The following is a 19,818-nucleotide window of genomic DNA, read 5'->3' as shown; positions in this document are numbered from 1 at the left end:
GCGCCCGCGCTCAGCCGGCGTCGAGCTCGCACACGAGGCGGGCCGGTGCCGTCAGCCGGTAGGAGGCGTCGACGAGCTCGGCGACCTCCTGCCAGTCGACCTCCTCCGGCGGGCCGCACGCACGCAGGTCGAGCCCGACCCAACCGGACGGACCCACGTAGGCAGGGTCGTAGAAGCGTCCGTCACCGAGCAGGGCCGGCCGCTCGGCGGCGTCGGGGAGCACGAGGACGGACTGGCGGTAGGGCTCCGGGTCGTGGTCGCCCTTGACGGTGCCGCCGTAGGTGACGAAGACCTTCGTCGTGAAGAAGCTCGGCCGCCCGTGCGACACCTTCTCGTCGGCGCCCGGCAGCGCCAGGCAGATCTCGCGGACCCGGGCCAGATAGGGGTCCGCGCCGTCGAACATCAGGGGGTGGGCCACCCGACCACGGTAGGGCCGCGGCACCCCTCAGAGGCTCCTCAGGCGCCGCAGACCCCGCCGCAGCCACCCGCGCCGCAGCCGCCGCCGCACCCGCCGCCGGCAGGGACCGGCTCCGGCACGTCGTGCCGGGTCGACCACGCGGTCTCGAGGGCCTGGGTGAAGACCTCGACGGGTTGGGCGCCGGAGACGCCGTACTTCCGGTCGAGGACGAAGAAGGGGACCGACTCGATGCCGAGCATCTTGGCCGTGGCCTCGTCGCTGCGCACGTGGTTGCCGTAGTCGTCGGACTCGAGCATCTCCCGCACGACGTCGCCGTCGAGACCGATCTCGGTCGCGAGCCGCACGAGGACGTCGCGGTCGCCGACCGCGAGGCCGTCGGTGAAGTAGGCGCGCATGAGCCGTTCGTGGGCGGCATCGGCCAGCCCCTGCTCGGCGGCGAGGTGGACGACCCGGTGCGCGTCGAAGGTGTTGCCGTAGCGGGCGTGCTCCCAGTTGAAGGTCAGACCCAGCTCGGTGGCCGCCGAGGCCATCGACTCGTGCTGGGCGACCGCCTGCTCGCGCGTCGTGCCGTACTTCGCGGCGACGAGGTCGACGAGCGGCCGGTCGGACACGGGGGCGGCGCCGCGGTCGAGCTCGAAGCTGTGCCACTGCAACTCGACCTCGTCAGCGTGCTCGAACTGCGCGAGCGCGGTCTCGAGCCGGCGCTTGCCGAGGTAGCAGAACGGGCACACGATGTCGGACCAGATGTCGATCTTCACGGTCGTGCAACCTACCCGCGCGCGCCCGTGTTCCCCGCATCGGGCGAGGCGTCGGTCACCCTCCGGGTGAGCGGGCGTATGCCGTTCAGCCGGCTCGCGCGACCCGCTGCAGGATCGCCGCGGCGGACTCCGCATCCCGGGTCTCGGGCAGCCAGTGCCCCGCGTCGAGCTCGACGAGCTCGTAGTCGCCCGTCACGTGCTCGTGGGTCAGCTCGGCCGCGGTCCGGCCGAGGAACGGGTCACGCGAGCCCCAGACGTAGGTCGTCGGCACCTCGACGCGGTGTGCCGCGACGCCGGAGTGCCGGGCCGCGCGGTACCAGTTGATCGGCCCGGTGAGCGCCTCGGCGTGACCGAGCCGGACGGCATACCTGCTCCGGTCGGCGGCCGGGAGGCCCGAGCGGGCCATGAGGCGGTCGAAGCGGGCGGCGAGGGCCCGCTCGGGCAGCCGCGGCACCTGGAAGGCCGCCATGTACCAGGACTTGCGCTTCTGCTCGGTGCCGGACCGCCAGGCCCGCGACATCGCGGCCGGGTGCGGCGTCGACAGGACGGTCAGCGACGCGATGCGGGTCGGGTGGTTGCCGGCGACGAGCCACGCGAGGGCGCCGCCCCAGTCGTGGCCGACGAGGTGGACCCGCTCCCGCCCGGAGGCCTCGATGAGACCGACGACGTCGGCGACGAGCTCGTCGAGGCGGTAGGCGTCCCGGCCCGGCGGGCAGGCCGTGGGGGAGTAGCCGCGCTGGTCCGGGGCGAGGGTGCGCAGCCCCGCCTCGTGCAGCCGGGCGGCGACCCGGTCCCAGCTCGTGCGGTCGGTCGGGAAGCCGTGGAGCAGCACGACGACGTCACCGCCCAGGGGCCCCGCGTCGGTCACGTCGAAGCGCAGCCCGTCGCGGCTGTAGGTCGTGATCCGGCTCTCGAGGGCTCGCATGTCCCCATCGTGCCCCGGCGGGCCGACGGGTGCCCGGCAGGGTGCCCGGCTGGTTGCCCGGGCCATGGTCGTCACCTAGGGGCCAAACCCGAGGCGGCGGGACAGCGGGGCGACCTACTGTGGATCCATGCCCGACGTGTCCGACCAGCGCATTCAGCCCGGCGCGAGCCGGGCCTGGTGGCACGTGTCGCGCACCGGGCTGTTCTTCGGCGCCGCCTACTTCCTCACGTCGATGGCCCCGAGCCTGCTGCCGCGCACGTGGTACTACCAGGGCCTCATCAGCGGCCTGTGCGCCGTGGTCGGCTACGCGCTCGGTGTCTTCGTCGCGTGGGTCGTCCGTCGGGTGGCCCGCCTCATCGACCTGCACGTCACGGTGAGCGGGGAGGCCCGGCACTGGCTGCTCGTCGCAGCGCCGCTCTTCGGGGCGGTGGCGGTCCTCGGGCTGACGGTCGCCAACGTGCGGTCGCAGGCGCGCACGGCGGCGTTCGTCCGGCTGACGCCCCTCGACCCGTTCGACTGGGCCCTGGCGCTCGCGCTCGCGGCCGTCGTCGCCGTCCTCTTCCTCGCGATCGCGCGGGGTCTGCGCGGGGCGACCCACCAGCTCGCCGAGGCCGCCGGTCACGTGCTGCCCAAGACGATCGCGACGCTCACCGCCGTCGTCGTCGTGGCCCTCGCGGCGGCGTGGGTGACCGACAGCGTGCTCTTCCACCGCGGCATGCAAGCCTTCGCCGGCGTCGCGGCCCAGGTCAACACCGCCCCGACCGGTCGGGCCGCGCCGACGTCGCCGCTGCGGTCGGGCGGTCCGGGGTCGCTCGAGTCGTGGGACAGCCTCGGCTTCCAGGGCCAGATGTTCGTCACCAGCGCGCCCACGCCGGCACAGATCACCGCGGCGACCGACCGCGGGGCCATCGAGCCGATCCGCGTCTACGCCGGGCGCACGCCTGGGCGCACGGTGAACGACGTCGCCGACGCCGTGGTCGCCGAGCTGCAGCGCACGAAGGCCTTCAACCGCCGGGTGCTCGCGGTCTTCACGACGACCGGCACCGGGTGGGTCGACGACTGGTCGGCCCAGTCCGTCGAGTACCTCAGCAACGGCGACAGCGCGATCGCTGCGATGCAGTACTCCTACCTGCCCAGCGCGATGTCGATGATGACCGACCGCGACACCCCTCGCGAGGCGGGCAAGGCGCTCTTCGACAAGGTGTATGCCGTGTGGCGCACGCTGCCGCCCGACGACCGTCCGCAGCTCGTCGTCGGCGGGGAGTCGCTCGGGTCCTACGGGGGCCAGGCGGCGTTCACCGACGCCGACGACATGCTCGCGCGCGCCCAGGGCGGGGTCTGGGTGGGGACCCCGAGCTTCACCGACATCGCGGAGTCGCTGACGGCCCGGCGCAACGAGGGGTCGCCCGAGATCGTCCCGGTCGTCGACGCGGGACTGCACATCCGCTTCGCGGCGAGCGGCGACCAGCTGACCCACGACTACTACGGTCGCGACTACGGCGCCTGGGACTTCCCGCGCTTCGTCTACGCCCAGCACCCGTCCGACCCCGTCGTCTGGTGGAACCCGGCCCTGCTCGGCGCCGAGCCCGACTGGCTGCGCGAGCCGCGGGGTCACGACGTCAACCCCGACGTCACGTGGATCCCGTTCGTGACGTTCTGGCAGCTGACCACCGACATGGCCGTCGGCCACGACCCGCCCGACGGCTACGGCCACCGCTACGGTCCCGAGCTCGTCCCGGCGTGGGGCTCGGTCCTCGGCGGTTCGCCCACCGACGACTACTCGAAGCTCGTCGCAGGGATCGAGGACACCGTCTCGCGGGTCGAGTGAGTGCGGCTCCGCGGCTGACCTACGCTCGGACCGTGCCAGCGCAGCGTTTCCACGGGCAGATCGCCGGCGTCGGCTCCACGTCCGGCGTCCGGGTCGTCGTCGGGTCGTGGCTGCGCACGCCGCTCGGGTCGTTCGGCGACGCGATGGTCGAGACGGCCGACGGGCACCGGGTGCTCGTCGCCCCGACCCCGGAGGTCGCGGCGTTCATCGAGGCGACGTACGCCTTCGACGAGGTGCGCCTCGAGCCGATCACCGTGCGCGCCGGCCGCGACCGCTGGCAGGTCAGCTCGCCCTCCCTGTCCCTCGACCTCACGGTCGGAGGGCGTAGGCCGCTCGGCCGGCTCCTGCGGGCCGTGCCCGCGCGCGTCGCGTCGAGTCCGAGGTGGGCGACGGTCGTCGACCCTGTCGCCCGGGTCGTCCTGCGCGGGGTCCGCACCCGCGGCACGGCGCTCGAGGGCCGTCAGGAGTTCTACGGAGCCACCGACCTGCACGCGGTGACGGCGCTCGACGGCTGCTTCGAGGGCGCGGTGTTGGGTGGCCTCGCGCCGGTCGACCCGCCCTGCCGGTTCGGCTTCTCGTCGACGCCTCGCCGCCCGTCGGTGACATCGGTCGTGACGACCGTGGTCACCGGCGACGAGGCGGGCACCCTTCAGGCAGAAGCGGATCCGAACCGCGCGACGTAGTGCCAGACCCGCTTGAGGGACTGCTCGTCGTGCCGCCCTGCTCGTGAGGCGTCCCCGATGACCTGCGGGGTGACGACGCCGTCGACGGCGAGCGACTCACCGAGCGCGACGAACTCCGGCCCGCGGTAGCCCGGGTGGGCGCGGAGGGTCCCGACGTCGAGCCGGTAGCCCGGGTGCCACTCGACGGGCACGCCGAGCCGGAGCGCGTCGGCCTCGACGTCGGTGCCTCGATAACCGGGGTCGAGCACGAGCGCCTCGACGTCACGGGCGAGGTCGAGCACCCCGTGGGCGTGGGCCTCGACGTAGTCGTCGAGGAGGTCGTGGTCAGCGGCCTCGGCATGCTCGCCGAGCGCGAAGGCCGTTGCGGTGCCGAAGTGCTCGGGCTCGAAGACGCTGTCGGGGAAGCAGAACGTCGTCCGGTCCAGCGTGTGCGCCGCCAGCCGCACGTGGGCCGACCCGAAGCGTGGCGCGGCGCCGTACGGGCTCCGGTGCAGGTCGAGGGCGCCGTACTTCGGCCGCAGCGCCGGCTCGGCGTCGTCGTAGGCGCCGCCGAAGATCCGGCGCTCCCAGCGCCACCGGTCACCACCGGGGTGCGCCGTCAGCCCACCGTTGCCCGTGCCCGTCTCGAACTGGGAGCGGTAGACGCCGTCGCGGGCCATGACGGCGAGGATCGGCTCGCCGCGCACGAGCCGGTCCGGGTGGAAGTTGACGGTGACGCGCAACGTCGGGTCGAGCGGGCGTCCCGTCGAGAGGCCGCGCACGTGCGCGAGCGCCCTCGTGACGGCGGCGGGCTGGGTGGGCACGACGCCATCCTCACACCCGCGACCCGGCGCCAGGGGGTAGGAATGGGGCATGGGCACGATGATCGACTTCCCCGACCACGACCTCACCGCGTACCGCGCCGACCCGACCGGGACGCCGCGCGGCGCCGTGGTCGTCATCCAGGAGATCTGGGGTCTGGCCGACCACGTCAAGGACGTCACCGACCGCGTCGCGGCGCAGGGCTACGTGGCCGTCGCGCCCGACCTGCTCGGGCACGTCGGACTGACGCCCGAGGTGGGTGCGCGGATCTTCGAGCTGATGTTCAGCGCGTCGGAGGAGGACCGGCTCGCGGCCCAGCCGCAGATGCGCGCGGCCACCACGCCGGCGCGGCAGCCGGAGTTCGCCGCGTGGGCGGTGCCGGCCCTGCGCGCCGTCGTCGACGCGCTCGTCGACGAGCCGGGCGTCGACGGCCGGGTGGGCGTCGTCGGCTTCTGCTTCGGCGGGACGTACGCCTTCGCCCTCGCGGCTGCCGACCCGCGGCTGCGCGCGGCGGCGCCCTTCTACGGTCACTTCCCCGAGAACGCCGACCCTGCGACGATCGGGTGCCCCGTCCTCGCCTTCTACGGCGAGGACGACCACGGCATCACCGACGGGGTGCCCGAGCTCGAGGCACGGATGGAGCAGGCGGGCGTCGACTTCACGGCGCGGGTCTACCACGGCGTCGGGCACGCCTTCTTCAACGACACCTCGCCGTCGAAGTACAACGCCGAGGTGGCGGCCGACGCGTGGGACCGGACGCTCGCCTTCTTCGACGAGAACCTGCCGTCGTGACCGGCCACGAGATCGCGCCGCTCGTCCTCGGCCCGATGCTGCGCTACATCGGTGAGACCGATGCGACGGTGTGGGTCGAGACCTCCGGTGCGGGAGTCGTCGCGGTGCACGCCGACGGCCGCGACTGGACGGCCCCGACCTTCGCCGTCAAGGGCCACCACTACGCGCTCGTCGCCGTCGACGGCCTCGAGCCGGGCGGGTCGTGGGACTACACCGTCAGCATCGACGACACACCGGTCTGGCCCCAGCCCGACAGCGCCTTCCCACCCCCACGCATCCGCACCATCGACCGCGGCCGATCCACGCGGCTGCTCTTCGGCTCCTGCCGCACCACCGTGCCGCACGACCATGAGGGGCACCGCACCAACGGCGTCGACGCGCTGCGCACGCTCGCGCTCGCCCTGGCCCGGGGCGAGGAGGTGTGGCCCGACCTCGTGGCCTTCCTCGGTGACCAGGTCTACGCCGACGAGACGTCCGAGGCGATGCGCGAGTTCATCGCCTCCCGCCGCGACATCACCGAGCTACCGGGTGAGGAGATCAAGGACTACGAGGAGTACGCCCACCTCTACGGGCTCGCGTGGGGTGACGCAGCGAACCGCTGGCTCCTCTCGACGGTGCCGAGCTGCATGATCTTCGACGACCACGACATCCGCGACGACTGGAACACGTCGTGGACCTGGCACGAGGAGATCAACCGCACCCCGTGGTGGCACGAGCGGCTCATGGGCGGCCTCTCCTCGTACTGGGTCTACCAGCACATCGGCAACCTCTCGCCGTCGCAGCTCGCCGACGACGAGATCTACGCGCAGGTCATCGCCGGTGCCGACCCCGGCGGGGAGGAGCTCGACCTGACCGAGGCCGTCTTCGACCTCGCCCGCCGTTCCGACCGCCACCCCGAGGTCTACCGCTGGAGCTTCCGGCGCGACCTCGGTGACGTCCGGCTCGTCGTCGTCGACTCGCGCGCCGCCCGGGTCCTCGAGCCGAAGCACCGCTCGATGCTCGACCCCGACGAGATGAGCTGGCTCGACGAGCAGCTGACCGGCGACGTCGAGCACCTGCTCATCGGGACGTCCCTGCCGTTCATGCTCCCTCCCGGGCTGCACGACCTCGAGGCGATCGACGAGGTGCTCGCCATGGGCACCCACGGACGTGTCGTCGCCGACCGGGCCGAGAAGGTCCGGCAGTCCATCGACCTCGAGCACTGGGCCGCCTTCAACGACGGCTTCGTCGAGGTCTTCGACATGGTGATGCAGGTGGCGCGGGGCGAGCGCGGTGCGGCTCCGGCCAGCGTCGTCTTCCTCTCCGGCGATGTCCACAACTCCTACGTCGCCGAGGTCGTCGACGCGAGGACCCGCCACGGCGCGACGTCCCGCGTCATCCAGGCCGTCTGCTCGCCGATCCGCAACCCCATGCCGCGGATGGTGCGCGTCATGATGTCCGCCTTCGCCCGTGGGCTGGTGCGCCCCATGCGGTTCGTCGCCGAGCGCTCGAAGCACGTGCCCGACCCCGCCTACCCGTGGGCGGTCACCGACGGTCCGTGGTTCGACAACTGTCTCGCCGAGCTCACCGTCCAGGGTCGGGACCTCTCGATCGTCTGGCGCGGTGGTGAGATCCGCGACGGCGACGACGCCCACCCGGTGCTGACCACGGTGTCGAGCGTGCGCATCCCTGCAGCAGGTTGACGGGATGTCCGTGGACGATGTCGACCGGCGGATTGCGCTGGCGCGCAGGGCTGTCCGGGCGTATGCCGCGAACCCCAAGGTCGCAGCGGCGCTCATCGGCGGGTCCGTGGCGCGCGGCCTCGCCGACGCGTCGTCCGACATCGAGCTCGACGTCTACTGGTCCTCCCCGCCGACCGTCGCCGACCGCGAGGCGGCGATCGAGGGCGCCGGGCTCACCGGCGTCTATGCGGAGGAGGACGACCACGAGTGGGCCGACGGCCTGCTCGTCGGCGGTGTCAAGACCGACGTCAGCGGCTTCGTCACGTCGACCATCGACACCTATCTCGACCGCGTGCTCGCGGGCGACACCGACGCGGAGCTGCAGGTGCGCGTCACGGCCCTGCGCGACGGCATACCCCTGCACGGCCACGCGGTCATCGAGGCGTGGCGGACGCGGTGCGACGTCTACCCGGAGGCGCTGGCCGTCGCCCAGGTGCTCGAGGCCCTCGACCTGAGGCCCCGCGAGCGGCTCGAGATGCTTGGGGCCCGGGACGACGTCGTGCTGCTCCACCGCGACCTGCTCGACGGCGTGCAGGGGGTGCTCGACGCGCTCTTCGCCGTCAACCGGGTGTGGATGCCCCATCCCTTCCACAAGTGGCTGGACCGCGAGGCGACCCTGCTCGCCCACCGGCCCGACCGTCTCGTCGAGCGCATCCGGTCTCTCCTCGTCGCGTCCCCGCACGACGCGGTCGCGACCCTGGTCGCCCTCGTCGAGGAGACGTACGACCTCGCGCACGAGCGGGTGCCCGAGGCCGACGTCGGCCCGTTGCGGGCGGCATTCGAGCAGCGACGCGTCGTCGGGGCCTAGGGGTCGGGGGCGGCCGCGGCGCGTCGCCGTGGCTCAGGGCAGCAGGACGAGGACCTCGTCGGTCGTGGCGGTCTCGCCGAGGCGCGGGAAGATCCGCGTCACGGAGCTCTCGTGGGACGCCGCGTCGAGATCGGTCATCGCGTCGGTCGCGAGCGTCACGTGGTAGCCGTGCTCGTGGGCCGCGCGGTCGGGGAAGGCTGCCGCGTTGGCGGCGGCGGCGAGCATGGCGCCGAGGTACATGAACGTGCGCAGCAGGCCGGCGGACGAGCCCAGGCGGTCGGGGTCGGCCTGACGGTAGAGGGCGTTCTGGTTGGCCAGGCCGATGAGCCCCTGCACCACCAGTCCCGCGCCGGCGACGGCGACGACGAGCAGCAGCGGCCAGTGCGTCACCGCGGGCTCCATGAGGAAGCGCAGCAGCGCGGTCAGCGTGACGGCGAACAGGACCATGCCGGCGACCTCCAGCCTGTCGATCTGAAGAGGCTCAGATCACCCGGACGAGCAGGATGCGGTCGTCCCCCGTCGCCGGGCTCTGCCGCCCGTCGCGGTTGCTCGTCGTCACGAGCAGGGTGTCCGATCCGACGGCGAGCACGCTGCGCAGCCGCCCGTAGCGACCGACGAGGAAGTCCTGGGGCGTCCCCGTGGTCGCCGAGCCGTCGAGGGGGATGCGCCACAACCGCTGCCCGCGCAGGGCCGCCATCCACACCGATCCCTGCGCGATCGCGATGCCGCTCGGCGAGTCCTCCGGTGGGCCCCACTGGGCGACCGGGCCCGTGATGCCCGCCCGGCTCGTGCGCCCCTCCGTCTGCGGCCAGCCGTAGTTGCGGCCGGGGCGGATGAGGTTGAGCTCGTCCTCGCTGTGGTCACCGAACTCGGACGCCCAGAGGCGACCGGCGGCATCCCAGGCGATGCCCTGGACGTTGCGGTGGCCGTAGGACCACACGAGCGTCCCGAACGGGTTGCCCGGGGCCGGGCGCCCGGCGGTCGTCATCCGCAGGATCTTGCCGCCGAGCGAGCCCTTGTCCTGGGCGAGCGCCGGCTGCTGCGCCTCCCCGGTCGTCGCGTAGAGGTAGCCGTCCGGCCCGAACGCGATCCGGCCGCCGTTGTGGTGGACGTTGTGGGGGATGCCCCTGACGAGCACTCGCGGCGTCCCGAGCTGGCGACCGGCCGGCGCGGACGGGTCCCAGGGAATCGCCGCGATGCGGTTGTCGCCCGCCGTGGAGTAGTAGGCGTAGACGAGGTGGTCGCGGGTGAAGGTGGGCGAGACGGCGATGCCGAGCAGGCCAGCCTCACCCTGCTGTGCGACGTTCGAGACGACGCCCGGCACCGTGCCGACCCGGGCCAGCCGGGCCGCTGCGACGTCGAGGCGGTAGACCCGGAAGCTGTCGCGCGCCGAGACGAGGACGGTCCCGTCGGGCAGCCGGGCCAGGCCCCACGGCACGTCGATCCCGGTGGCCAGGGTGCGCACCACCGTCGCCGTCCCGGTCGCCCGGCCCGGCGTCGAGGTGGCCGGCGCGGCCGTCGGGGTGGCCGGCCCGCTCGAGGTCGCCGAGGGCGTACGCGTCGTCCCCGTGGTCGGGGAGGTGATCGGGGAGGTGATCGGGGAGGTCGTCGCGCTGGTCGTCGCCACCGTCGAGGCGGCCGGAGACGACGTCGAGGACGTGCCCGCGGAGGTGGCGCCGGCGGTGCTCGGCGCGCCGGCGGAGCAGGCGGCCAGCGAGAGCGCGCTCAGGCCGACGGCGATGGTCGAGGCGAGCGCGGTGCGAGTCGTGTGCGTCGGCATGAGGCACCTCCGGTCACGACGCTAGCCACCAAGACTGTGTCTCGGACGGGAACAATCCGCGAGAGCCCAGAGTTGAGTCGGGTGAACGCAAGATTTGCGAGTCCGGTTTTGACAATCACGTCGGAGCGGGAGCAGATTGAGCGAGGACCTGTTTCACCCGGACCACCAGCACCACGGTCTCCACCTAGATCATCAAGGAGTCACCCATGGCACGTGCCGTCGGAATCGACCTCGGTACCACCAACTCGGCCGTCTCCGTCCTCGAGGGCGGCGAGCCGAGCATCATCGCGAACGCCGAGGGCGGGCGCACCACCCCCTCCGTCGTCGCGTTCTCCAAGAACGGCGAGGTTCTCGTCGGCGAGGTCGCCAAGCGCCAGGCCGTCACGAACGTCGACCGCACGATCCGCTCGGTCAAGCGCCATATGGGCACCGACTGGAAGTCGCCCGAGATCGACGGCAAGACCTACACCGCCCAGGAGATCAGCGCGCGCATCCTGCAGAAGCTCAAGCGCGACGCCGAGTCCTACCTCGGTGAGACCGTCACGGACGCCGTCATCACCGTCCCCGCGTACTTCGACGACGCCGAGCGCCAGGCCACGAAGGAGGCCGGTGAGATCGCGGGCCTCAACGTCCTGCGCATCGTCAACGAGCCCACCGCGGCCGCGCTCGCCTACGGCCTCGACAAGGGCAAGGAGGACGAGCTCATCCTCGTCTTCGACCTCGGTGGCGGCACGTTCGACGTGTCCCTCCTCGAGGTCGGCAAGGACGCCGAGGACGGCTTCGCCACGATCCAGGTGCGCGCCACCAACGGTGACAACCACCTCGGTGGTGACGACTGGGACGACGTCGTCGTCCAGCACCTCATCACGCAGGTGAAGAACAAGACCGGCCAGGACCTGTCCAAGGACAAGATCGCGATGCAGCGCCTCCGCGACGAGGCCGAGCGCGCCAAGAAGGAGCTCTCCACCGCGACGAGCACCAACATCTCGGCGCAGTACATCTCGATGACGCCCGAGGGCCCGATCCACCTCGACGAGAACCTCACCCGCGCGCAGTTCGAGCAGATGACCAAGTCGCTCCTCGACCGCACCAAGGCGCCGTTCCACAAGGTCATCGAGGACGCCGGCATCAAGGTCGCCGACATCGACCACGTCGTGCTCGTCGGTGGCTCCACCCGCATGCCGGCCGTCACCGCCCTCGTCACCGAGCTGACCGGCGGCAAGGCCCCCAACAAGGGCGTCAACCCCGACGAGGTCGTCGCCATGGGCGCGAGCCTGCAGGCCGGTGTCCTCAAGGGTGAGCGCAAGGACGTCCTGCTCATCGACGTCACGCCGCTCTCGCTCGGCATCGAGACCAAGGGTGGCCTGTTCACCAAGCTCATCGAGCGCAACACCGCGATCCCGACGAAGCGCTCCGAGATCTTCAGCACCGCCGACGACAACCAGCCGTCGGTCCTCATCCAGGTCTTCCAGGGTGAGCGTGAGATCGCGCAGCACAACAAGTCGCTCGGCACCTTCGAGCTGACCGGCATCGCGCCGGCGCCGCGCGGTGTGCCGAAGATCGAGGTCACCTTCGACATCGACGCCAACGGCATCGTCAACGTCTCCGCCAAGGACCAGGGCACCGGCAAGGAGCAGAAGATGACGATCACCGGCGGCTCGGCCCTGTCGAAGGAGGAGATCGACAAGATGGTCAAGGACGCCGAGGCGCACGCCGACGAGGACAAGAAGCGTCGCGAGGAGGCCGAGGTGAGGAACCAGGCCGAGCAGCTCGTCTTCTCGACCGAGTCCTTCCTCAAGGAGTCGGGCGACAAGGTCCCGGCCGACGTCAAGACGCCGGTCGAGGAGTCGCTCGCCGACCTCAAGGCCTCCATCGCCGAGGGGTCCGAGGCCAGCGCCGACGACATCAAGGCGAAGGTGGAGGACCTCAACACGAAGTCGCAGGCCATGGGACAGGCCGTGTACGCCACCGAGCAGGCCTCCGCGAACGCTGCGAGTGCCGCCGGGGCGCAGGACGGCGCTCCTGCCGACGACACCACGCCCGGTGCGTCCGGCGCGTCCGACGACGACGTCGTCGACGCCGAGGTCGTCGACGACGACGAGGCCAAGGAAGCCAAGTGACCGAGTCCCCGAAGCACGGCACGCCCGGCGAGCAGCCTGACGTGACCGCGACGGGCGCGACGGGTGCCGGCGGCGACGCCGCCGGCACCCCGCCGCGGGCAGACTCCGCCCACGGCGAGCGCCACCACACGTACTACGAGGGCGGCGCAGGCGCGTCGTCCGAGCCCGGTGGCGAGGACGAGTTCGACCACACCGCAACCGATTCCAACGAGACCGGCGACGCCGGCGAGTCCTCGCAGACCGAGGGCGTGGCCCTCGCCGAGGAGGACACCATGGCCGCGACGCTGCTCGCCGACCTGCAGCGGCTGCAGGCCGAGTACGTCAACTACAAGAAGCGCGTCGACCGCGACCGCGAGGTCATCCGCCACACCGCGGTCGGCAGCGTCGTCGAGTCCCTGCTCCCGGTCCTCGACGACATCCACATGGCCCGCCAGGCCGGCGACCTCGCCGGTGGCCCCTTCGCCGCGATCGCCGACAAGCTCGAGGCGACCCTCGGTCGCTTCGGCGTCGAGCGCGTCGGCGAGGCCGGACAGGAGTTCGACCCCAACGTGCACGAGGCCCTCATGCACGTCGAGGCCGAGCTGCCCGAGGGCGCGACCGGCACGACCGTCGTCCAGGTGCTCCAGCCGGGCTACCGCATCGGCGACCGGCTCGTCCGCGCCGCCCGGGTCTCGGTTGCCGACCCCGCCTGAGACGTCCGCCGCCGGGCTGCGCACGCAGCCCGGCGGCATACCCGATGATGGGAGCAGCGTGAGAGTCACCGTGAACGAGGAGGTGCGCCATGGCTAGTCAGGACTGGTTCGAGAAGGACTTCTACGCGATCCTCGGCGTGCCCCAGGACGCCGACGCCGCGACGATCAAGAAGACGTACCGCAAGGTCGCGCGCACGATGCACCCCGACCACAACGTCGGCGACCCCAAGGCCGAGGAGCGCTTCAAGGAGGTCGGGGAGGCGTATGCCGTCCTGTCCGACCCCGAGAAGCGGCGCGAGTACGACGCGATCCGGGCCATGTCGCACGGCGGTGCCCGCTTCACCGCGGGCGGCGCGGGCGGCCAGGGCGCCGGTTTCGAGGACATCTTCTCCGCCTTCGGTGGGGCGGGTGGTCCCGGTGGGCAGCGCGTGCGCTTCGACACCGGTGGCGCCGGCGGCCAGCCCAACCTCGAGGACATCCTCGGGCAGATGTTCGGCGGGGGTGCACCCGGCGCCGGCTACGGCGGCTACGGCGCGACGGCCGGTCCGCGCCCCGGGTCCGACGTCCAGGCCAACACGCGCATCGGCTTCCGCGACGCCGTCGAGGGCTCGACGGTCTCGCTCAGCTCCCCCGACCTCGGTCGGATCAATGCCCGCATCCCGGCGGGCGTCAAGGACGGGCAGCGGATCCGCCTGCGCGGCAAGGGTCGCCAGGGCGACCCCGGCGCGCCGGCCGGTGACCTCATCCTCACGGTGGGGGTCGACAAGCACCCGGTCTACGGACGTGAGGGCGACAACCTCACCCTCGACCTGCCCGTCACCTTCGCGGAGGCCGCGCTCGGCGCGACCGTCGCGGTCCCGACGCTCGACGGCGGGTCGGTCAAGGTCAAGGTGGCGCCGGGCACCCCGAGCGGCCGCGTCCTGCGGCTCAAGGGGCGCGGCGTCAAGCGGGGCGACCACGCCGGCGACCTGCTGGCCCGCGTGCAGGTGGTCGTGCCGCAACGGCTGACCGACGAGGCCCGCGAGGCCATCGAGCGGATGGCTGCGGCCGAGAACGGCCACGACCCCCGGGCCGACCTCTTCCAGCGCGCCCGAGCCTGACGAGCGAGGTGACGACGATGGCCCGCAAGAGCGCCCGCCCCGGTGGGCACGACGACGACGCACCCGTCTTCGTCATCTCCGTCGCGGCCGAGCTGGCCGGCATGCACGCGCAGACGCTGCGGCAGTACGACCGGCTCGGCCTCGTCTCCCCGTCGCGCACGCGCGGGGGCGGACGGCGCTACAGCGCGCGCGACGTCGAACTGCTCCGCGACGTGCAGCGCCTGTCACAGGAGGGTGTCTCGCTGGCCGGCATCCAGCGCATCCTCGACCTCGAGAACCACGTGACCGCCCTCCGGTCACGGGTCGAGGAGCTCGCCGCCGACCTGGCGGCGGCCCAGGCGGCTCTATCGGCCGGCGCCCGGGTCTTCGCGGTCGGTCCACGTGGCGAGGTCGTGGCGGTCCGACCCGGCCAGCGCCCGCCCCGCGCCCCGTCGTCGCAGGCGCTCGTCGTGTGGCGGCCCGAGCGCTAGGTCTCCGCCGCCCGAGGCGGTGCTCGTGTGTCAGACTGTGCTCGCCTCAAGCAGACGGGGCGCGCCGTTGTGGAATGCCGCCGGAGGCAGCTTCTTGACCCCAGTCCCGGAGGTCGTGTGACCCCGCACCACCCTGAGGGCGCCCTGCCCGGCGCCCCCACGACGAACGCCTCGAGCCTCGGCGTGCCCTCGTCCCCGACGAGCATGCGTGACCTGTTCCTGCGCACCGACTGGTCGGCGACCTCGCTGGGGCCGGTCGAGTCCTGGCCCGCGAACCTGCGGATCCTCGTCGACGTCTGCCTGTCGTCGCGCTTCCCCATGCTCGTCTGCTGGGGACCCGACCTGCTCATGCTCTACAACGACGGCTACCGCACCCTCCTCGGCGAGAGCAAGCACCCCGACGCGTGGGCGCGGCCGGTGCGGGCCGTCTGGCCCGAGGTCTGGGACGTCATCGGCCCGATGTTCGAGGGGGTCACCAGTGGCGGCCCGGCGACGTGGGTCGAGGACGAGCTGCTCGTCGTCGACCGCGCCGGCTACCTCGAGGAGGCCTACTTCACGTGGTCCTACGGCGCCATCCACGACGACTCGGGTTCCGTCGTCGGCGTGCTCAACGTCGCGACCGAGACCACCGCGAAGGTGGTGGCCGAGCGCCGCGCCGACGTCGCGTCGCGGCTCTTCGCCTCGCTGGCCGACGCCGAGGACGCCGAGGACGTACGCCGTCGTGCCCTCGAGGTGCTCCGCTCGGACGGTTTCGACCACCTCGCGATCGACCTGCGCTGGTGCGCGCCGGGGGACCCGGCTCCTGACGGGGTCGACGGCGAGGGCCGGACGGTGCACGTCGTGCCCGCCGTCGAGCCCGGGCTGCTCGAGCCCACCGCGCACCTGCTGCTGACCGAGAACCCCCGCCGCCCGTGGGACGCCCAGCTCCAGGTCTACGCCGAGCTGTGCGCCGCGCACGTCGCGATGGCGCTGAGCGGCATCCGCCGCCTCCAGGAGGAGCGTCACCGGTCCGAGGCACTGGCCGAGCTCGACGTCGCCAAGTCCGACTTCTTCGCCAACGTCAGCCACGAGCTGCGCACGCCGCTGACCCTCATCGCCGGACCGGTGCAGGACGCTCTCACCGCCGACGGCCTGGACCCCGAGCAGCGCCAGCGCTTCGAGCTGATCCGCCGCAACACCGACCGTCTCGCCGGCCTCGTCGACCGCATCCTCGACCTCACGCGGGTCGAGGCCGGGGCCGTCGAGCCGCACTGGGTCCAGGCCGACGTCGAGGAGCTCGTCACCGGCATCGGCGCGAACTTCCGCCCGGCCATCGAGCGCACCGGACTCGAGTTCGAGGTGGTGTGCGACGACCTCGACCACGAGGCCTACGTCGACGTCGACATGTTCGAGCGCATCGTGCTCAACCTGCTGTCGAACGCCCTGAAGTTCACGGCGCGCGGACGCATCTCGCTCCACCTGGGCGGGACCGACACCGGTTTCGCCGTCTCGGTCACCGACACCGGTATCGGCATCGCCGAGAAGGACCTCGACCTCGTCTTCGACCGCTTCCGGCAGCTCGACCGCGGCGACGACCGACGATCGCGCGAGGGCGCCGGCATCGGCCTGTCGCTCGTGCGCCAGCTCGTCGACCTGCTCGGCGGCCGCGTCGCCGTGCAGTCACGGCAGGGCAGGGGCAGCACCTTCACCGTGTCCTTCCCGTGGGGCCGGCCCGCGGAGCGGGCCGCGCTGCGCCCCTCGATCACGCCGCGCTCGGCCGAGTCCTTCATCCACGAGGCGAACAGCTGGGTCGTGCGCGACGCGGTCGCGGCCGAGATGCAGGCGTCGTCCGCGGACGCCGAGCAGCTCCCCGGCCCGATGTCACCGGCCACGCGGCCGGACGGCGTGCGTCCGACCCTGCTCGTCGTCGAGGACAACCACGACATGCGCGACTACATCGCGCGCCACTGCGTCGTCGACTACGACGTCGTGTCGGTGCGCGACGGGGTCGAGGCCCTCGAGCACCTGCGCGCCCGACGTCCGTCGATCGTCCTCGCCGACGTCATGATGCCCCGCATGGACGGCCTGACCCTCGTGCGCGAGATCCGGGCCGACGCGAGCCTGCGCGACCTTCCCGTGGTCCTGCTGTCCGCGCGGGCCGGCGTCGAGGCCAGCACCACCGGGCTGCTCGAGGGTGCCGACGACTACGTCATCAAGCCGTTCCAGCCCCAGGAGCTCCGCGCGCGCCTCGCCGCCAACCTCGTGCGGGCGCGATCGCGGTCGCGCGACGCCGCGTGGCTGCGGGCGATCCTCGGAGCCATCCAGGAGCCGTTCGTCGTCGTCGACGCCGAGGGCCTCGTCGTCCAGGTCAACGACGGGTTCACCCGGACCTTCGGCTGGTCGCTCGCGGACGGCCCGCTCGTGCCGCCGTACCCGTGGTGGATCCCGGAGTCGGAGTCCTCCGACGAGCACCACCAGCACCAGCGACGCATGGAGCTGCTCCAGTCCGGCCGACCCGTCGAGGACGACCGCTACCGCATCCTCCGGCGCGGCGGCGGTGAGGCCTGGGTCCACGTCCGGTCGGCGAGCGTGCCGGGCACGGCGGAGCACGACGGCTTCGTCATCGTCGTCGTCCGGGACGAGACGCGCGAGCGCGAGTCCCGTCTGCGGCGCGAGCTCGCCGCCCGGATCGCCGTCGACCTCGCCACCGCGGAGGAGCTCGACCAGGTGCTCGCCACGGCCGTCACCGGCTTCACCGTGCTCTTCGACGGTGCGGTGACCCTGCGCGTCTCACCGACGAAGGGGCAGCCGGTCGTGCTGTCCCCGCGCGGACGGGTGGCCGTCGGCGACCTCGACCCGGGCATCCGGCAGGGGCTCGACTCCTCGCCGCACCGCCACGACGTCCTGGTCGGCGACAAGCGGGAGGGCCTGCTGCTCCTCCCGACGGCGCACGAGTCGGACTGCCGGGCCTGGGTGCAGTTCGACGAGCCGCGTCTCGTCTCGAGCGACGAGCTCATCGTCGGCGACCTGCTCGCGCAGTCGCTCGGCCAGGCCGTCGACCGCGTCGTCGCGCGGCAGGCGCGCGCGCAGAAGGAGCACCAGCTCGAGCAGGCCATCGAGAGCCACCGGCTCATCGGCCACGCCGTCGGCGTCCTCATCGAGCGCCACCGCATCACGGCGACACAGAGCTTCGAGATGCTGCGGCAGGCCTCGCTCAACCGCAACGTCAAGCTGCGCGAGATCGCGGCGCGCGTCGTCGAGAGCGGGCAGGACCCCGACCAGGCCTGACCGCCGCTGTCGAGACGCGACCTCCGGGGCCCAGCTCCGGAGGTCGCGTGCGTGCGGCCTTGTGCCGCGCGGGAATTGGTCGCTCCTCGCAATTGCCTCGTGTCGTGCTTTGTCCGACGGCGTCACGGGATGCAACACTGTCCTGCCTCCAAGTTCGCGGGCCTTCCCACGCATACCTTGGAGGGCCCGTGACCGACCTGCGTCCGGCGACCGCAGCGAACGACGACCGCTGGCTCGACGCCGCGGCGCGGATCACCGCCGCAGCGCGGCTGCTGGTCCGCTCCGAGGACCTCGAGGAGGCGCTCTCGCTCGCCGCGTCCGCCATCGGTGAGGCGCTCGTCGGCGAGGCCGTGATCCGGGTGACCGCGACCCAGCACGACCTGCTCGCCGGCGCCTCCGGTGTCGTGCCGCCGTCCGCGCTGCCCCCGGCCGTCCGTGAGGTGCTCTCCGGACCCGTCGACCTCGACGGGGCGACGGTGGACCCGGCGGACGCGGGGACCCGCGGCGTCCTCATGGAGTCGTCGGGGATCCACGCCACGTGTCGGGTGTGGGCCGGCGTCGGCCGGACGCCGTCTCCCGGTGTGGCCGAGCGGACCGTCGCAGAGCTGCTCCTGCACTCGCTGGCGCAGGCGGTGGACCGGATCGTCACGGTCGACCGTTTCCGCCAGAACGAGGCCAACCTCGAGCGCGCCGTCGAGAGCCACCGGCTCGTGGGCCAGGCCATGGGCATCCTCATCGAGCGACACCGGATTGTGTCGGAGGAGGCCTTCGACGTGCTCCGCCGCGCGTCCCAGGACCACAACGTCAAGCTGCGCGAGGTCGCGCAGCGCGTCATCGAGACCGGCGCCGAGCCGGACGAGGTCGTCGGTCGGTCCTAGGCTGGGCGCGTGAGCCCGACCGACGATGCCCAGCACCTCATCGTGCTGCCGGAGCGTGACACCGCCGAGGAGCTCGCGGACGAGCTCGAGGCCGAGGGGCTGGCCGATGTCCGCGTCGTGCGAGAGGCGCTCGCGGGCGAGGACGACTCCGAGGCCCACGAGTGGGCCGTCTACGTGCGCACCCCGCCCGACCGGGCGTATGCCGTCCGCTTCCAGGCGCTCGCCGCGGCCCACGACGGCTGGTACGACCCCGATCCGCACGACTGAGGAGTGACGATGTCCCGCGCGTTCCAGGTGACGATCGACAGCAGCGACCCGCGCGCCCTCGGCGGCTTCTGGGCCGAGGTGCTCGGCTACGTCGAGGACGCCCCGCCGCCGGGGTTCGCGACGTGGACCGAAGCGCTCACCGCCTGGGGGCTGCCGCCCGAGCGCCACAACGACGCGTATGCCGTCGTGGACCCCGACGGAGCGAGGCCGCGGGTCTTCCTCCAGAAGGTGCCGGAGGGCAAGACGGCGAAGAACCGCCTGCACCTCGACGTCCGGGTCAGCGGGGTGCCCGGTCCTGCCGAGGGCAAGGGCGAGCAGCTGCACGCGGAGGCCGACCGACTCGTCGCCCTCGGCGCCACGGTCGTGCGCGAGACGCTCACGGAGGTGGACCACTACCTCGTCATGCAGGACCCCGAGGGCAACGAGTTCTGCCTGACCTGAAGGCCGGTCACCGTCAGGTCAGGCACTAAGTTGAGTGGAATAGACTCAAGTCAGCGCCAGTTGACCCCA

At 72.5% G+C, this 19,818-nt stretch carries 20 protein-coding genes; 14 read left to right on the top strand and 6 right to left on the bottom strand.

What is annotated here, in order from left to right:
- Positions 1–10 precede the first annotated feature (10 nt).
- From AC1DW8_RS18435 to AC1DW8_RS18425, 3 genes are all read right to left on the bottom strand, one after another.
- Complete coding sequence (locus AC1DW8_RS18435) at positions 11–418, bottom strand: MmcQ/YjbR family DNA-binding protein (RefSeq protein WP_478095431.1); 408 nt, start codon at positions 416–418, stop codon at positions 11–13.
- Between the two features lie 38 nt (positions 419–456).
- Positions 457–1,176: a DsbA family oxidoreductase gene (locus AC1DW8_RS18430; protein WP_478095430.1), complete on the bottom strand. Its 720-nt coding sequence runs from the start codon at positions 1,174–1,176 to the stop codon at positions 457–459.
- Between the two features lie 85 nt (positions 1,177–1,261).
- Complete coding sequence (locus AC1DW8_RS18425; RefSeq protein ID WP_478095429.1) at positions 1,262–2,101, bottom strand: alpha/beta fold hydrolase; 840 nt, start codon at positions 2,099–2,101, stop codon at positions 1,262–1,264.
- 127 nt (positions 2,102–2,228) lie between these two features.
- On the opposite strand from AC1DW8_RS18425, the gene AC1DW8_RS18420 reads away from it, so the two are divergent.
- Positions 2,229–3,929: an alpha/beta hydrolase gene (locus AC1DW8_RS18420; RefSeq protein WP_478095428.1), complete on the top strand. Its 1,701-nt coding sequence runs from the start codon at positions 2,229–2,231 to the stop codon at positions 3,927–3,929.
- 32 nt (positions 3,930–3,961) lie between these two features.
- Positions 3,962–4,612, top strand: coding sequence for a hypothetical protein (locus AC1DW8_RS18415; RefSeq protein ID WP_478095427.1), 651 nt, complete (start codon positions 3,962–3,964; stop codon positions 4,610–4,612).
- On the opposite strand, the gene AC1DW8_RS18410 is transcribed toward AC1DW8_RS18415, so the two are convergent.
- Positions 4,579–5,415 (bottom strand): DUF3626 domain-containing protein, encoded by an 837-nt coding sequence (locus AC1DW8_RS18410; protein ID WP_478095426.1) that lies wholly within the window; start codon positions 5,413–5,415, stop codon positions 4,579–4,581. The two genes, AC1DW8_RS18415 and AC1DW8_RS18410, sit on opposite strands and share 34 nt — an antisense overlap.
- A gap of 49 nt (positions 5,416–5,464) precedes the next feature.
- On the opposite strand from AC1DW8_RS18410, the gene AC1DW8_RS18405 reads away from it, so the two are divergent.
- From AC1DW8_RS18405 to AC1DW8_RS18395, 3 genes are read left to right on the top strand one after another with little or no spacing between them, the layout of a single operon-like run.
- Entirely contained in the window at positions 5,465–6,205 is a 741-nt protein-coding gene (locus AC1DW8_RS18405) for a dienelactone hydrolase family protein (protein WP_056772162.1), read from the top strand.
- Positions 6,202–7,887 (top strand): alkaline phosphatase D family protein, encoded by a 1,686-nt coding sequence (locus AC1DW8_RS18400; RefSeq protein ID WP_478095425.1) that lies wholly within the window; start codon positions 6,202–6,204, stop codon positions 7,885–7,887. Before AC1DW8_RS18405 ends, AC1DW8_RS18400 begins: the two co-directional genes overlap by 4 nt.
- Positions 7,888–7,891: 4 nt before the next feature.
- Positions 7,892–8,734: a hypothetical protein gene (locus AC1DW8_RS18395; RefSeq protein WP_478095424.1), complete on the top strand. Its 843-nt coding sequence runs from the start codon at positions 7,892–7,894 to the stop codon at positions 8,732–8,734.
- Between the two features lie 33 nt (positions 8,735–8,767).
- On the opposite strand, the gene AC1DW8_RS18390 is transcribed toward AC1DW8_RS18395, so the two are convergent.
- Both AC1DW8_RS18390 and AC1DW8_RS18385 read right to left on the bottom strand, forming a co-directional pair.
- On the bottom strand, positions 8,768–9,181 hold the full coding sequence (locus AC1DW8_RS18390; RefSeq protein WP_478095423.1) for an isochorismatase family protein: 414 nt from the start codon (positions 9,179–9,181) through the stop codon (positions 8,768–8,770).
- Positions 9,182–9,215: 34 nt separating this feature from the next.
- Positions 9,216–10,202, bottom strand: coding sequence for a PQQ-dependent sugar dehydrogenase (locus AC1DW8_RS18385; protein ID WP_082622656.1), 987 nt, complete (start codon positions 10,200–10,202; stop codon positions 9,216–9,218).
- Here AC1DW8_RS18385 and AC1DW8_RS18380 point away from each other — a divergent pair.
- From AC1DW8_RS18380 to AC1DW8_RS18340, 9 genes are all read left to right on the top strand, one after another.
- Positions 10,192–10,539, top strand: a complete 348-nt coding sequence (locus tag AC1DW8_RS18380) for a hypothetical protein (protein WP_478095422.1) — start codon at positions 10,192–10,194, stop codon at positions 10,537–10,539. The two genes, AC1DW8_RS18385 and AC1DW8_RS18380, sit on opposite strands and share 11 nt — an antisense overlap.
- 181 nt (positions 10,540–10,720) lie before the next feature.
- Positions 10,721–12,634 (top strand): molecular chaperone DnaK, encoded by a 1,914-nt coding sequence (dnaK, locus tag AC1DW8_RS18375; protein ID WP_056772150.1) that lies wholly within the window; start codon positions 10,721–10,723, stop codon positions 12,632–12,634.
- Positions 12,631–13,326, top strand: coding sequence for a nucleotide exchange factor GrpE (locus tag AC1DW8_RS18370; RefSeq protein WP_056772148.1), 696 nt, complete (start codon positions 12,631–12,633; stop codon positions 13,324–13,326). The genes dnaK and AC1DW8_RS18370 overlap by 4 nt, the downstream gene beginning before the upstream one ends.
- Positions 13,327–13,415: 89 nt before the next feature.
- Positions 13,416–14,426 carry a DnaJ C-terminal domain-containing protein gene (locus tag AC1DW8_RS18365; RefSeq protein ID WP_056772146.1) on the top strand — a complete coding sequence of 337 codons (1,011 nt, stop codon included), beginning with the start codon at positions 13,416–13,418 and terminating at the stop codon, positions 14,424–14,426.
- Between the two features lie 17 nt (positions 14,427–14,443).
- The gene (locus AC1DW8_RS18360; protein ID WP_056772738.1) at positions 14,444–14,896 is read left to right on the top strand and encodes a heat shock protein transcriptional repressor HspR; all 453 of its coding nucleotides are present in this window, start codon (positions 14,444–14,446) and stop codon (positions 14,894–14,896) included.
- A gap of 117 nt (positions 14,897–15,013) precedes the next feature.
- Complete coding sequence (locus tag AC1DW8_RS18355; protein ID WP_478095421.1) at positions 15,014–18,163, top strand: ATP-binding protein; 3,150 nt, start codon at positions 15,014–15,016, stop codon at positions 18,161–18,163.
- A gap of 188 nt (positions 18,164–18,351) precedes the next feature.
- On the top strand, positions 18,352–19,041 hold the full coding sequence (locus AC1DW8_RS18350; RefSeq protein ID WP_478095420.1) for an ANTAR domain-containing protein: 690 nt from the start codon (positions 18,352–18,354) through the stop codon (positions 19,039–19,041).
- A gap of 9 nt (positions 19,042–19,050) precedes the next feature.
- A complete protein-coding gene (locus AC1DW8_RS18345) occupies positions 19,051–19,308 on the top strand; it encodes a hypothetical protein (protein WP_056772139.1) in 258 nt (85 codons plus the stop codon).
- A 9-nt stretch (positions 19,309–19,317) separates the two neighbouring features.
- Positions 19,318–19,749, top strand: coding sequence for a VOC family protein (locus AC1DW8_RS18340; protein WP_056772736.1), 432 nt, complete (start codon positions 19,318–19,320; stop codon positions 19,747–19,749).
- The last annotated feature ends 69 nt before the right edge of the window (positions 19,750–19,818 follow it).

Source organism: Terrabacter sp. P2_E3, assembly GCF_056403915.1.
Note: the sequence above shows the minus strand (reverse complement) of the source record. Positions and strands in the feature narration are given on the sequence as shown.

What these genes read in the sequence shown, in the direction of transcription:
- AC1DW8_RS18425 (WP_478095429.1), bottom strand. Translation starts at nt 2,101, where the DNA reads ATGCGAGCCCTCGAGAGCCGGATCACGACCTACAGCCGCGACGGGCTG.
- AC1DW8_RS18420 (WP_478095428.1), top strand. Translation starts at nt 2,229, where the DNA reads ATGCCCGACGTGTCCGACCAGCGCATTCAGCCCGGCGCGAGCCGGGCC.
- AC1DW8_RS18405 (WP_056772162.1), top strand. Translation starts at nt 5,465, where the DNA reads ATGGGCACGATGATCGACTTCCCCGACCACGACCTCACCGCGTACCGC.
- AC1DW8_RS18395 (WP_478095424.1), top strand. Translation starts at nt 7,892, where the DNA reads ATGTCCGTGGACGATGTCGACCGGCGGATTGCGCTGGCGCGCAGGGCT.
- AC1DW8_RS18390 (WP_478095423.1), bottom strand. Translation starts at nt 9,181, where the DNA reads ATGGTCCTGTTCGCCGTCACGCTGACCGCGCTGCTGCGCTTCCTCATG.
- dnaK (WP_056772150.1), top strand. Translation starts at nt 10,721, where the DNA reads ATGGCACGTGCCGTCGGAATCGACCTCGGTACCACCAACTCGGCCGTC.
- AC1DW8_RS18365 (WP_056772146.1), top strand. Translation starts at nt 13,416, where the DNA reads ATGGCTAGTCAGGACTGGTTCGAGAAGGACTTCTACGCGATCCTCGGC.
- AC1DW8_RS18360 (WP_056772738.1), top strand. Translation starts at nt 14,444, where the DNA reads ATGGCCCGCAAGAGCGCCCGCCCCGGTGGGCACGACGACGACGCACCC.
- AC1DW8_RS18340 (WP_056772736.1), top strand. Translation starts at nt 19,318, where the DNA reads ATGTCCCGCGCGTTCCAGGTGACGATCGACAGCAGCGACCCGCGCGCC.